The 12,993-nt window shown below is 61.2% G+C and carries 16 protein-coding genes and 1 pseudogene; 6 read left to right on the forward strand and 11 right to left on the reverse strand.

Features of this window, described 5'->3' with window-relative positions; genetic code table 11:
- Positions 1-40 precede the first annotated feature (40 nt).
- Entirely contained in the window at positions 41-673 is a 633-nt protein-coding gene (locus ACE04I_RS20560) for a LysE family translocator (RefSeq protein ID WP_046792202.1), read from the forward strand.
- A 757-nt stretch (positions 674-1,430) separates the two neighbouring features.
- On the opposite strand, the gene ACE04I_RS20565 is transcribed toward ACE04I_RS20560, so the two are convergent.
- The 7 genes from ACE04I_RS20565 to ACE04I_RS20595 form a co-directional block, all read right to left on the reverse strand.
- Positions 1,431-1,874: an SRPBCC family protein gene (locus tag ACE04I_RS20565; RefSeq protein ID WP_046792203.1), complete on the reverse strand. Its 444-nt coding sequence runs from the start codon at positions 1,872-1,874 to the stop codon at positions 1,431-1,433.
- 93 nt (positions 1,875-1,967) lie between these two features.
- On the reverse strand, positions 1,968-2,105 hold the full coding sequence (locus tag ACE04I_RS20570; protein WP_156176904.1) for a hypothetical protein: 138 nt from the start codon (positions 2,103-2,105) through the stop codon (positions 1,968-1,970).
- A gap of 18 nt (positions 2,106-2,123) precedes the next feature.
- On the reverse strand, positions 2,124-2,594 hold the full coding sequence (locus tag ACE04I_RS20575; RefSeq protein ID WP_487207556.1) for an endonuclease domain-containing protein: 471 nt from the start codon (positions 2,592-2,594) through the stop codon (positions 2,124-2,126).
- Positions 2,595-2,716: 122 nt separating this feature from the next.
- Positions 2,717-4,660: a DUF2207 domain-containing protein gene (locus ACE04I_RS20580; protein WP_046795997.1), complete on the reverse strand. Its 1,944-nt coding sequence runs from the start codon at positions 4,658-4,660 to the stop codon at positions 2,717-2,719.
- Between the two features lie 42 nt (positions 4,661-4,702).
- Positions 4,703-5,962: a 3-phosphoshikimate 1-carboxyvinyltransferase gene (locus ACE04I_RS20585; protein WP_046795998.1), complete on the reverse strand. Its 1,260-nt coding sequence runs from the start codon at positions 5,960-5,962 to the stop codon at positions 4,703-4,705.
- A gap of 86 nt (positions 5,963-6,048) precedes the next feature.
- Positions 6,049-6,600 carry a LemA family protein gene (locus ACE04I_RS20590; RefSeq protein ID WP_046795999.1) on the reverse strand — a complete coding sequence of 184 codons (552 nt, stop codon included), beginning with the start codon at positions 6,598-6,600 and terminating at the stop codon, positions 6,049-6,051.
- Between the two features lie 112 nt (positions 6,601-6,712).
- Positions 6,713-7,669: a glycine--tRNA ligase subunit alpha gene (locus tag ACE04I_RS20595; protein ID WP_046796000.1), complete on the reverse strand. Its 957-nt coding sequence runs from the start codon at positions 7,667-7,669 to the stop codon at positions 6,713-6,715.
- Between the two features lie 145 nt (positions 7,670-7,814).
- On the opposite strand from ACE04I_RS20595, the gene ACE04I_RS20600 reads away from it, so the two are divergent.
- Together ACE04I_RS20600 and ACE04I_RS20605 are read left to right on the forward strand one after the other, a co-directional pair.
- Positions 7,815-8,099, forward strand: coding sequence for a hypothetical protein (locus tag ACE04I_RS20600; RefSeq protein ID WP_046796001.1), 285 nt, complete (start codon positions 7,815-7,817; stop codon positions 8,097-8,099).
- On the forward strand, positions 8,099-8,416 hold the full coding sequence (locus tag ACE04I_RS20605; protein WP_046796002.1) for a type II toxin-antitoxin system RelE/ParE family toxin: 318 nt from the start codon (positions 8,099-8,101) through the stop codon (positions 8,414-8,416). The genes ACE04I_RS20600 and ACE04I_RS20605 overlap by 1 nt, the downstream gene beginning before the upstream one ends.
- 11 nt (positions 8,417-8,427) lie before the next feature.
- Here the strand turns inward: ACE04I_RS20605 and ACE04I_RS20610 are convergent, their stop codons facing one another.
- The 4 genes from ACE04I_RS20610 to ACE04I_RS20625 form a co-directional block, all read right to left on the reverse strand.
- On the reverse strand, positions 8,428-8,619 hold the full coding sequence (locus ACE04I_RS20610; protein WP_046796003.1) for a hypothetical protein: 192 nt from the start codon (positions 8,617-8,619) through the stop codon (positions 8,428-8,430).
- A gap of 25 nt (positions 8,620-8,644) precedes the next feature.
- Positions 8,645-9,511, reverse strand: a complete 867-nt coding sequence (locus ACE04I_RS20615) for a S49 family peptidase (RefSeq protein WP_046796004.1) — start codon at positions 9,509-9,511, stop codon at positions 8,645-8,647.
- An 89-nt stretch (positions 9,512-9,600) separates the two neighbouring features.
- On the reverse strand, positions 9,601-10,371 hold the full coding sequence (locus ACE04I_RS20620) for a tRNA1(Val) (adenine(37)-N6)-methyltransferase (protein ID WP_487206657.1): 771 nt from the start codon (positions 10,369-10,371) through the stop codon (positions 9,601-9,603).
- Entirely contained in the window at positions 10,368-10,598 is a 231-nt protein-coding gene (locus ACE04I_RS20625) for a putative signal transducing protein (protein ID WP_046796006.1), read from the reverse strand. The genes ACE04I_RS20620 and ACE04I_RS20625 overlap by 4 nt, the downstream gene beginning before the upstream one ends.
- 106 nt (positions 10,599-10,704) lie before the next feature.
- On the opposite strand from ACE04I_RS20625, the gene ACE04I_RS20630 reads away from it, so the two are divergent.
- The 3 genes and pseudogenes from ACE04I_RS20630 to ACE04I_RS20640 all read left to right on the forward strand — a co-directional run.
- Positions 10,705-11,721 (forward strand): polyprenyl synthetase family protein, encoded by a 1,017-nt coding sequence (locus tag ACE04I_RS20630; RefSeq protein WP_046796007.1) that lies wholly within the window; start codon positions 10,705-10,707, stop codon positions 11,719-11,721.
- A 5-nt stretch (positions 11,722-11,726) separates the two neighbouring features.
- Positions 11,727-12,209, forward strand: a complete 483-nt coding sequence (locus ACE04I_RS20635; protein WP_046796008.1) for a hypothetical protein — start codon at positions 11,727-11,729, stop codon at positions 12,207-12,209.
- Between the two features lie 129 nt (positions 12,210-12,338).
- Positions 12,339-12,993, forward strand: a pseudogene (locus ACE04I_RS20640) (tetratricopeptide repeat protein); the annotation flags it as partial.

Genomic DNA, 12,993 nt, shown 5'->3' on the forward strand with positions numbered 1-12,993 from the left:
AAGCGGTCCTGTAAACAGGATCAAAAGAGGGGCTTCGTTCGTGCCGGAAACAACCAGTCTGCTTGCTTTTGCTTTGATTGCACTGGGCATGGTGCTGACACCCGGCCCGAACATGGTCTATCTGATTTCAAGGTCCATTTGCCAGGGCCGCACAGCGGGGCTGATATCCCTGGGCGGCGTTGCCCTTGGCTTCGTTTTCTACATGATGTGCGCCGCATTCGGGATTACCGCGATCGTCATGGCTGTTCCCTATGCCTATGATGCGCTGCGGTTCGCAGGTGCGCTTTACCTGCTTTATCTGGCATGGCAGGCGGTGAAGCCGGGTGGGAGGTCTCCCTTTCAGGTGAGGGATCTGCCGAAAGACAGCCCCGGTAAGCTTTTCCTGATGGGATTTCTAACCAATCTGCTCAATCCCAAGATAGCGGTCATGTATCTCTCGTTGCTGCCGCAATTCATAAGCCCGGATCATGGCAGCGTGCTGACCCAATCGCTGGTCCTCGGTTTGACGCAGATCTCCATAAGCGTCATCGTCAACACGATGATCGCGATTGCGGCTGGAACGATTGCGGTCTTCCTCGCCAATCGCCCGACATGGCTCGTCATCCAACGATGGCTGATGGGGACGGTTTTGGCGGGCCTTGCCGTGCGAATGGCGACGGAAGCGCGTCGCTGACAAGTCGCAGGGGCGGGGACGTTCCCCGATAAGCCGTTCAATTATATCAGCGACTTAAAGAAATTTTTGCCTCCCTTCATCCCCGTTCTCCGAACCTGTGCCTACAATCTCCCCGTTCCGTCACGGATACACCGGGAGGCGTCCCGGCGAGGCGGAACCGGCGCGGGTCATGAGGGCAAGACGCAAAACCTCATGATCCGGGTTCGCGGAAAATGGTCTCCCTCCGGCGACACGGGGAGAGATGACGGGTTTCGGACCGGCCCATCATCTCTTGATGCCCGAAAAAGCGCGCCGGGCGTGCCTGTGCGGCACACATGGTGGCGACAGTGAATGGGTGGCGAGAGGGTTCGGCCTAAAAACGGCAAGTTCTTCGCCTTAATGTCCCTTGCGCGGCCACGGCAGAGAGATCGAAGTCGCGGGCATAAACCGCCGAACGGGGCGCTGAGAGGTGTCACCTAAACTAAAACTTACGAGGCAGCTTTCAGCGCCCCGTCCGATCCTAATCCAAACCACGACGGCATGCCGGGCGTGGCCAGGGCGTATGAGAAGGCGAAACGCCTCCTCCGTCATCCCTGTTCTCGGACTTGATCCGAGGATCAGTCACAGGGATCCAGCAGCGCCGCGGCGGCGGCGCGGAAGAGTCTTTTCACGCGAAGGACTTCGCGTGGCTGGATCCCGGCTCAGGGCCGGGATGACGAAGAGACCGTGGAGCCAAGGGAGGAATCCGCGCTTGGAAGGAGCAGTCCTGGAGAATGCGCTATTCGTTGATATCCGGCTCGACAAGCTTCGCCAGGTTTCGCAGCGATTCCTGCCAGCCGAGATAGCAGGCTTCGGCGGGAATGAGGTCGGGCACGCCGGCCTGCGTGATATCGATCTCGGTTCCGACCGAAACCTTCTTCAGGATGACGGTTACCTGCATTTCGCCCGGCAGGTTGGGATCGTCGAACCTGTCCGTATAGCGCACCCGCTCGCCCGGTACGAGTTCCAGGTATTCGCCACCGAACGAGTGGCTATTGCCGGTCGTGAAATTGCGGAAGGACATTTTGAACTTGCCGCCTTCCGTTCCCTCGAACTGGTGAACGGTGCAGGTGAAGCCGTTCGGCGGAAGCCATTTGGCAAGTGCGTCAGCCTCGATGAAGGCGCGATAGACCTTTTCCGGGCTGGTTGCGAGGACGCGATGCAGACGAATAGTGCTTGGCATGGTCGTGATCCTTCTGAATTGATGGAGCGTACGACACTAGGACGAACCGAAGTTCGCCGATCCGACAGGGCCGGAAAAAATTTCAGGTGCGCCCTAGCCGAAAAACCAGGAGATCCCGCCGCCGATGACGACGAAGACGACGATCAGGCCGACGATACGGCCGGTGCCGGCGATCGAATCCGTGTCGAAGAACTTGTTCCAGAGCGAACTACCGTTCGATTGCTCATCCATCGGGCCATCCTTTCTTTTTTATCTTCTGACGGTGCCGCACTCACCCTCCCCTTGAGGGGGAGGGTCGGCACGCAGTGCCGGGGTGGGGTGAAAATTGTCGGCCTCTGCTAGCAAAGTTAGGCGCTGCTGCACAATGGCAAATATCGTGTCGAGAACGGCGTCCAGCTCGCTCGTCACCTCATGGTTCCAGAAACGGATGACCTGATAGCCTTGGTTTTCGAGAAATGCCGTGCGCTCGTTATCGTATAGGACTGCGGCGTCTTCCGCGTGCTGACCGCCATCGAGCTCGATCACCAGACCGATTTGATGGCAGGCGAAATCAACAAAATACCTGCCAATTGGCACCTGACGACGGAAATGCGTCCCTTCCATGGGAATGCGGTACAGATTGCGCCAAAGCTTCGCCTCCGCATCAGTGCTGCCATTGCGCAGGCGACGTGCATTGGCAACCTTGAACGGAGTGGTTTTCGAGGGCTTCTTCTTGATCATGTCATCCGGCCGAATTTCAATCTCAAGATGCAACATATCGGATATGGGCAGGCCGTCGAGGCAGACACTCACCCTCCCCTTGAGGGGGAGGTGACGCTATGCCGAACCGTCGCCGGCAGAAGCTACCACCCGCCACCGCCACCTCCGCCGCCGCCACCCCCGGAGAAGCCGCCTCCGCCGAAGCCGGAGGAGGACGAGGAGGATTTCGGCGTCGGGATGGTGGAGGCGATCGTATCCGCCATGGAGGAGGAGAAGCCGCCGATGCGCTCGCCGAAATTACCGATGGAATGCCCGCTATACCAGGTAGGCGCGTAAGCCGCTGCCACCGCACCGGCCGCCGCCGTGGCGAGCCAGGTTTCAAAGGCGCGGCTCCAGGGTTTTTCGACATCGAGCGCGACCGCATAGGGGAGCAGCGTTTCGAAATGCTGCGGCGACATCTGCGGGGCGCCCGCCATGTTCATGCGGTCCTTTTCGGCAAGCGTGAGGTAGGTCCGCAATCCCTCGATGCCGTCCATCATCTTCCGCCCGAGCGGAGTGGGCGCGCCCATCAGGAAGAAGAAGATGACGTTCAGGAGAACGATGCCGCCAACGGCGACAAAGATCGGCCAATGGTCCATGCCAGTCAGTTCCGAGGCAAGCCCGACAACGATGCCCGAGAGCGTGGAGATCGCCACGAAACCGAAGAAACCCATCATCAGGATCATCATGAATTTGGAGGCCAGCGAACTCTTGCGCCGCATGGCCTTGCCGAAATTCACCGCGAAGATGCCGAAGAACACGGCGAAGAAGGTGGGCACGATCAGAACGGCGATCATATCCGGATCGAGATTGCCGAAGATGAGCACCGCGCCCAGGATCAGCAGGCTCAGCGCGATGCCGCCGATCACATAGCCGGTGTTCGAACGGTAGTATTTGCCGCGGTGCTCTCTTTCCATGGCGCGGCGGAAGCTCGCCCCGACCGTCTGCACGCGGTCGCCGTTCGCCTTGTCGATCACCAGCGCATCGCCCGGACCGCCGACGGCCTGCAGGAGCGCCGCCTGACCGACCGGAAGGGCCTTTTCCGCGTGCTTGTCCGTGCGGCGGATGGTGATGGATTTATCCAGATCCTCCAGCGTGACATGGCCCTTCACGGCAAGGTCCAGCGCGCTTGCCGAAAGCGCTGTCCAGCCCGCGCCGGAAAAGCCCTTGTTCTCGATGTAATTGACGAGCGCCGGGGAGATGCCGTCCGGCGCATCCCAGCGGGGCACCATGACACCGCGCGCCGGATCGCGGCCGACCGCAAGCCAACTGCGGCCATAATAGAGCGCCACCAGAACGAGCCCGCCGAAACCGATCAGAAGACCCATATTGTCGCGCAGCCACCAGGCTCGCTGCTGATCGGCGGACGGAGCCGCAATCACGCCCTTCGGAATGCCGACGACGATGGTAAGGCCTTCCTGCCGGCCGAGCGTTCTCGTGGTGGCGAACACGGCCGTATTGCCGTTGCCCGACATGGTCGCGTCGCGTTCCCTCGCGCCGAAAGCGCCGGTGAAGGCTGCCGTTTGGGTAATACGCGCGCCCTCCGGCAGCGTCACGCGCGCCGAAGCATTGGCGATGCGGAATTGCCAGCCATTGCCGGTGACGTTCCAGTAGAGTTCGTCATGATCGTCGAAGAAGCGGATCTGCCGGTCGGTCGTGTAGGTGATGACGTAGGTATGCTCGCCATAATCGAGCAGCACATCCTGCGAACCGGCGATAATGCGGGTGCCGCCGGTGACGGATTCGGTCTGCCAGGGCTCCGGCCGGCCATCGCGGGTGACGGATACCACATCGAAGCCGACGCGTACCGTGCGGCCCGCCGCATCCTGCATGGTCAGAGGAAAATCGCGAAAGATGCCGCGACGGATATTCCGGCCCTCGGCATTCACCGTAATAGTTTCGACGACCGCCAGTTCGCCATTCGGCGCCACCCGGATCTCCGAATGATAGGAGCGGATATATTCCTCAGCCACCGCCGGAAGGGCGAGAACGAAGACCGACAGAAAGGCGAAGAACGCGACGCAGAAACCGGAGAACCACCGTATCACGACCTTCCTCCTCTTTGCGCGCCGCGCGCCTTTTGCAAACCTTTATGCGTCTTCGTCGTAAGCTACCCCGAGCGAGGCCAGCACATCCCAGTAGGCCGGGAAGGTCTTCGCCACGCAATCGGGATCGAGAATGGTGATGCCGCCGATCTTCAAGCCCGCGAGCGCGAAGCTCATGGCGATGCGGTGATCGGCGAAAGTATCGATATCGGCAGGCAGCACCTGACCCGCGAGCGCCGGATCGGAGGCGACGATCAGGTCATCCCCCTCCTCCGTGCCGAGACCCGGCCGGATATTGGTCAAGCCTGTCGATAGCGCGCGAACGCGGTCGCATTCCTTCACACGCAGGTTGGCGATGCCGGTGAAGCGCACCGGCGTCTCGTTGAAGGCGGCAAGCACGGCGAGCGTGGGCACGGCATCCTGCATCTGGGAGCCATCGATTTCCGCGGGCATATGCGGGAATTTCGCGATCAGATCGTAGGCCTTAGCATCGGGCTGGGTGAAATCTGTGGCCGGCGTGCCGAGATCGATCTGGCCGCCGGTCAGCACTTCCGCGGCCCAGAGATAGGTCGCGGCGGAGGCATCCGGCTCAATGTGGAAATCGGCGGCGCGGTAGCCAGTCGGCTCCACCTGCCAGGTGACGGGGCTGGTGCGCTCGACCTTTGCGCCGAAGGCGCGCATGGCGGCAACCGTGAGATCGATATAGCCGAGCGCGCCGATATGCTCGCCGAGCAATTCCACGACGACGGGGCGGGCGCCGCCTGCCGCCATCATGAGAAGTGCGGAGACATACTGGCTGGAAAGTCCGCCGTCGATCCGCACCCGCTCTGCCTCGAAGCCGCCCTTGCCGTTGACCGTCACCGGCGGGCAGCCGGTCTCGGTTGAGGCGTCGATGCCGAGCGAGCGGAGTGCCTCGACCAGCGGGCCGATCGGCCGCTTGCGCATATGCTCGTCGCCATCGACCACGACCTTGCCATCGACGAGCGCCGCAGCGGCCGTCAGGAAGCGGGTCGCAGTACCGGCATTGCCGAGAAAGAGCGGTGTTGCGGGGGGCTGAAGCTTGCCGGAGCCGGTCACCACGAAGGTGGTCGCGTCGGGCTCTTCGACCTTCACTCCCATGGCGCGCAGAGCCTCCGCCATATAGCGCGTATCATCGCTCTTCAGCGCACCAGTGAGCCGGCTCGTACCCTTAGCCAGACCGGCCAGAAGCAATGCGCGGTTGGTGATCGATTTCGAGCCGGGAGGAGCGGCGCGGCCGATAAGCGGCTTGCCGGGGGGGATTATCGTGAGCTTGGCTCTGGCCATGATGTCTGTCTCTTCCGTCGCTCGCGCAGTCGATCAAAGGGCGCGAGCCCGCTCATAAATGCCTTCTTCGCCAAAGTCCAACGGCGTCAGAACTTGACGGCGGGCACGGCGCGATCCGCCTCGTCGGTGATTTCGAAATACTCGCGCTGCGAAAAGCCGAACTGGCCGGCGACGAGATTGGACGGAAAGCTTTCCACCTTGACGTTCAGGTCGCGGGCGGCGCCATTATAGTAGCGCCGGGACATCTGGATCTCGCTTTCAATGGTTTCCAGCGAGGCCTGCAGCTCCGAAAAGTTCTGGTTGGCCTTGAGATCGGGATAGGCCTCCGCCAGCGCGAAGAGCTTGCCGAGCGCCTGGGAGAGCAGCCCTTCTGTCTGCGCGCGGGCAGCGACATCTCCGCTCGGGATGGATTGTGCCTGATTGCGAAGCGAAATCACTTCCTCAAGCGTGCTCTTCTCGTGCGCCGCGTAACCCTTCACCGTCTCGATGAGGTTCGGGATGAGATCGGCGCGACGCTTCAACTGCACGTCAATGCCGGACCAGGCCTCTTCGGCCATCTGCCGGCTTTTCACCAGGCTGTTGTAGAGGAAGACCAGATAGAGGCCGACGACGACGATGATGCCGAGCAGGATATACATGCGCGAATCCCCCTGAGACCGGAAGTCTACGGCGGGACACTAGGCATAAATCGTCGGTTGCGTCAAATTTCCAAAGGGTTAGAGCCAAAGGGCTGGAGAAATCCAGCCTTCCTCAGGCGGCTTCCCTGCCGAAATTCGCACCGCCGGCATCCGTCAGAAGGAAAGCTTCGCCGCAGGCCTTGGCGAGCGTACGTACGCGCAGGATGTAGCTCTGGCGCTCGGTGACGGAGATCACGCCGCGTGCATCCAAAAGGTTGAAGACGTGGCTTGCCTTGATGCACTGGTCATAGGCCGGGAAGACGCATTTGTGCAGCATCTGATTGGCGCTGGCGCCCGGAGCGCCGGCAGCGAGAAGCGCCTGGCATTCCTTTTCCGCGTCGATGAAATGCCGGTGCAGCATGGCGGTGTCAGCGAACTCGAAGTTATGGCGGGAATATTCCTGCTCGGCCTGTAGGAAGACGTCGCCATAGGAAATCTTTTCCTCGCCCTCGCGGCCGTTGAAGTTCAGGTCGTAGACGTTGTCGACGCCCTGCACATACATGGCGAGCCGTTCCAGGCCATAGGTGAGTTCGCCCGCGACCGGCGAGCATTCAATGCCGCAGACCTGCTGGAAGTAAGTGAACTGCGAGACTTCCATGCCGTCGCACCAGCATTCCCAGCCGAGGCCCCAAGCGCCGAGGGTCGGGCTTTCCCAGTCGTCCTCCACGAAGCGAATGTCATGCAGCAGGGGATCGAGGCCGATCGCCTCCAGCGAGCCGAGATAGAGCTCCTGCAGGTTGGAGGGATTCGGCTTCAGGATGACCTGATACTGATAATAGTGCTGCAGCCGGTTCGGGTTTTCGCCGTAACGACCGTCCGAAGGGCGGCGGGACGGCTGCACATAGGCCGCCTTCCACGGCTTCGGCCCGAGCGCGCGAAGCGTGGTTGCGGGGTGGAAGGTGCCGGCGCCGACCTCCATGTCATAGGGCTGCAGTACAGCGCAGCCCTTGTCCGCCCAATAATTGTGGAGCGCGAGGATGAGCCCCTGGAAGGAGCGCTTCGGAGACATATGGTCGGGCAGGTTCGTCATGGATTATGGCCGGAATTTTGTGATTTCGTCGCGGACGAGTGCCACGAGGGCAGCCAAGGGTCAAGGATTTATGCGTTCGCCCATATTGCACTATGCCGCTGAATTTCGATCTATGGTAGGATCGGGCAATTTCCGGAGAACCGCGATGAACGTCAAAAACAACGTGACCCTATCGGAGCGATATCTGCATTATGCCGAGCAGTTGGTCGAGAGCGGTCAATTTCCTTCGGTCGAGAAGGTGCTGGAAGCCGGCATCGACACCCTGCGACAGAGCGAGGAAACAACCGAGGCCCGTGATCCTCTCGCAGGCATGGCGGACGAAATCCGTCGACGGATGGAATTGCCCAGGGATCAGTGGATAGCGATGGACAAGGATAATCTCTTCGACCGCGTACGTGCACGGCTCGAAGAAAAGCACAAGGGTAGCTGATGCCAGTCTATCGACTTGAGTATCATCCCCGAGCCGAACAAGATCTGGTCGATATCCACAAATTCATTGAGGACTATAGCGGCAAAATCACAGCAGATCGGAAACTTGCAGAGATAGAAGCTGCCACTTATCGACTGGCGGACCTTCCCAAGATCGGCAGCATTCGCGACGATCTACGGCCAAGGCTCCGCGCCATTCCCGCAGCGGAAAAAGCTGTCATCTGTTTCACGGTGGATGATGAAACGCGCACGGTGTTCATCATCTGTGTGGGCTATGCGGGCTCAAATTGGGAACGACAGATAAAAGGGAGAAAATAGAAGGCCGGGCCTCACTCCTCGTCCTTCTTTACGCGATACTCCCCGGTCACAGGATCCTTTTCCAGCGTGGCAATCGCGCCGGTCTGGCGCTCCTTTTCCTGCCGGCGGGAACGTTCCGTCAGCTTTTCTGCATCCTTGATGAATTTCTTGTAGAGCAGCCATCCGCCACCCAACAAAATAATCAGAAATATGAGCTGCGCCATTTCCCCTCGTATCCTCGCGCGGTCTTCAAAGCCCGTAACGGCTCCACAATGCCTTTTCTTCGAGGCTGGCTGCAAGGCCCGCCGTGGCGCCCGCGGCAATTTCGCCGGCATGGCCACCGCCGAACACGACGCCCGGAACCTTGCGGCCGAAAAGCGTCCGCGCGCTGCCGATCAATTCCAGCTTCGTATCCGCCCCATAACGGCGTTTCAACGTATCCCGCATCTCGCCGAGGCTATCGACCAGCCCCAGCTCCAGCCCGCGGGTGCCGGTCCAGAACAGGCCGGAAAAGACCGTCGGATCATCTGCCAGCCGTCTGCCGCGGCGCGCCTTCACCATGTCGATGAAGACCGTGTGGATTTCGAGCTGCAGCGTCTTCAAGTATTCTATGTCGCCTTCCTTTTCCGGCTGGAAGGGATCGAGGATCACCTTGTTCTCCCCAGCGGTATAGACGCGGCGCTCGATACCCATCTTGCGCAGGAGTTCCGGAAAACCGAAGCCGCCCGAAACGACGCCGATCGATCCGACGATCGAGGTCGGATCGGCGAATATCTCATCGCCGGCAAGCGCGATCATGTAGCCGCCGGAGGCCGCGACATCCTCAACGAAGACAAGGACCTTCTTGTCCTTCTCCTCGGCCAGCGACCGGATGCGCTGGAAGATCAGCCGCGACTGCACCGGCGAGCCGCCCGGCGAATTGATGGAGATGGCGACGACCGGCGCGTCCTTCCTGGCGAAGGCCTTTTCCAGAGCGGGCGCGACGGTGGCAAGGTTCAGAACCGGGCGGAACTGCCCGCCGCCGGTCATGATTGCGCCGTGAAGCCTGACGACGGGGATGGTCACCCCCTTCTTGCGAAACCGTTTCGGCATCAAACGCTGAAAAAAACCTGCCATTGTCCATCCTGTCAGACGCAAATCGTGAACCCGTGATGTATGTAAGCGGACCGCAAACGCAATGGTTGATCGGTGAAAATTCAGTAATTTCAGCGTTTCCGGCGGGAATAGACGGCGCGGCCGTTGTTGAGGTCGTCGGCCTCCTTCGTGAAACCATGCCCCGTCTCGCCATGCAGGATGAGGGGTGCCCTGAATGTAAGCCGCGCTCGCGAACCCTTGATCGCGGTAACCAGTATCCGGGTGGCATCCTCGCCGGGACGAGGATGGACGGCCGTGATCTCCAGCCCGCCGAAACGCTTCCCGCAGGCGGCAATGATCTGGCCGATCGATTGCGGCCTGGCGATCAGGGAAAGTTGCCCGCCCGGCTTCATGATCGCGCCCGCGGCACGAAGCCAGCTCTCGAACAGGTCTTCGCTCATCGCATGAGCCTCGGCCTTCAACTGGTCGGGCGTGCGCCGGTCCGCTGCATCGTTGAACGGCGGGTTCATGATGACGTGGTCATGGACCTCGTCATCAAGCCCCGCGGCAAGCCGTGCCTTACCGGTGAGCGTCACATCCGCCTCGATCACCCGCACCCGATCGGCAAATCTTTCGTTTTCGGGATAGGCGAGCGTCTTGCGGGCGTAGTCGGCCATCAGCGGCGAACGCTCGACAAGAAGCACTTTCGCGTGATCGAGGCGTGACGCTACGGCCAGTCCGGCCGCGCCCGCGCCCGCGCCGAGGTCGGCCACGCTGATCGGCCCTTCCCCCTCGACAAGAGAGGCAAGCAGCATTGCGTCGACGCCGGAGCGATGTCCTTCCCCCTTCGGCTGGATTACATGGAAGCGGCCGCGATGAAAGGCATCGACGGTCTCCTTCATGCCTGGTCGTCCCTCAACTCCGCCTCTAATCCTGCGTCGATCAATATGCGGCGAGCCTGTTTCGCCCTTTCCTCATCGACCAGGAAGCGGCGCGGCAGGAGGCCGAGCGAGCCTTCGAGCACACTCATCGCCTGGTCGGCGATCAGGCAATGGATGCCCGCATCCTTCATGAGGCTTTCCGCAAACGACAGAAGCACGGCATCATTCGTTCGGATTAATTCACGCATCCCTTGGGAAACCCTTCCAAAACTGGGCGAAAAAGCGATTTGGCCCTTGCCGCACTATGTTCCCCTTTCTATTGTCCTGCACAAGATTTGAACAGGAGTCCGATCGTTGGGCGTCGTGATACCGCTTGAAGAAGGCAAAAACAAACCGGCTTCCGTCAAGCCACTGGTGGATCTCACCAAAGCGGATATGGAACGGGTGAACCAGCTTATCCTGTCGAAGGCGGGCTCCGACGTGCAGATGATCCCGGAGGTCGCCAACCACCTGATCTCTTCGGGCGGCAAGCGCCTGCGGCCCATGCTGACGCTCGCGTCCGCCTCGCTCTTCGGCTACCGGGGCGATGGCCATGTGAAGCTCGCGACCAGCGTCGAGTTCATGCACACGGCGACGCTGCTGCATGACGACGTCGTGGACGAAAGTGACCTGCGCCGCGGCAGATCCACCGCGCGCACCATATGGGGCAATCAGGCGAGCGTGCTGGTGGGCGATTTCCTGCTCGGCCAGGCCTTCCGGATGATGGTGGATGTCGGCTCGCTCGAGGCGCTCGACGTGCTTTCCACGGCCGCGGCTGTGATCGCCGAGGGTGAAGTTCTCCAGCTTTCCGTCGCCAAGAACATGGAGACGACGGAGGACGATTATCTCGCCGTCATCCGCGCCAAGACGGCGGCCCTCTTCGCTGCGGCGGCTGAAGTCGGCCCGATCATCGCAAATGCCGACAAGGCCGGCCGCGCCGCGTTCAAATCCTACGGCATGAACCTTGGGCTTGCCTTCCAGCTCGTCGACGACGCGCTGGACTATGGCGGCAAGGCAGCCGATCTCGGCAAAAATGTCGGGGACGATTTCCGCGAAGGCAAGATCACGCTTCCGGTCATTCTCTCCTATCGCCGCGGCACGGAAGCCGAGCGGGCCTTCTGGCGCGAGGCGATCGAGAAGGGCGAAAGCAGCGACGAGAACCTGGAAAAGGCGCTCGGGCTCATCAACAAATACGGCGCGCTCAACGACACTATCAGCCGGGCGGAGCATTACGGCACCATCGCGCGGGATGCCCTGGCACCGCTGCCGGCCTCGCCGCTCAAATCCGCGCTCATGGAAGTGATCGACTTCTCGATCCAGCGCGTCAACTAAAGCTGATGGGTGCTCCGGACGACAGGGCTGGGGACGACAACCATCGGCTCGAAGAGGCGCTGAACCGTCTCGCCGACCTGATGTCGGCGTGCCGGGATCCCTGGTGCGTGTTCGGCGGAACCGCGATGCGGCTCCACGGATACCGGATGCCGACGCCGATTGCCGATATCGATGTTCTGATTTCCATTGCCGACGCGGAGCGGCTTGTCCGCCGGCATGGGTTTCCCAACGTGGCCGGCACCGGTACCGAGCGTTTTCGTTCGCAAATCCTGCTGCGCCCGGATCTCGGCAAAATACCGGTGGAAATCATGGCCGGCTTCGACGCGCTCTCGGAGGGTGCCTGGCATCGAGTGGCAATCAAGGAGCGACAGGAAGTCAGCTATCGCACCGCCAAAACCTTCATCGCCAGCCGTGACGACCTTCTCGCCGTCTTCCGGCTTTGCGGGCGGCCGAAGGACCTGGAACGGATGGCGCTGCTCGCTTCGTGATCGCCGCGGCAGGAAACGAAGCCCGAGATTTCTTGCAGTCCGGTACCAAAAAAGCCATTCTATCGTGAATCAAGTGATGCGGGACGGCGAGCGCGAAACGTCGCGCCACCATCAGCGAAAGGCATATTCATGCGGCGGAACTCCAGCCTTCTTCTGCTTTCCAGCGCGGCTCTCGTCGCAGTACTCTCCTTCGGCATGACGGCGAAGGCCGCTCCTTCCGAGGAAGCTCCCACCGCGAAGGAAATCGTAACCTTCACCCCCGAGAACGTGCATTCCTTCTCCGGCGCATTTCTCGCAGCCCGCACCGCCGACGTGGATCATGACTATCCGACCGCGATCACGCTCTACCGCAAGGCGCTCGGCTTCGATCCCGCCAATCTCGAAATCCGCGAAAGGCTGATGATCGCGCTCTTCCTCAATGGCGAGTTCGAGGAGGGCCTCAAGGAAGCCGACGCCCTCAAGGACGACAAGGCCGTCGAGCGGATCACCACCATCGTACGTGGGCTCGACGCCATTCGCGACGGCAAGTTCAAGGAAGCAAAGGCGCTACTCCCCTACGAGGGGCCTAACGACCTCGACCGGCTGACCCATGCGCTGATCACCGCATGGGCGGATGTCGGCGCCGGCAAGGGCAAGGCGGCGATGGCAAGCGTGCGCGCGCTCAAGGGCCCGGACTGGTTCAAGGTCTTCACCGATTATCACCTCGGCGCCATGGCGATCGTGGCGGGCGACAAGACGGCTGCCCGCAACCACCTGTCCGCGGCGATCACCAATCAGGAATCGG

The organism is Rhizobium moroccans (genome assembly GCF_057559155.1).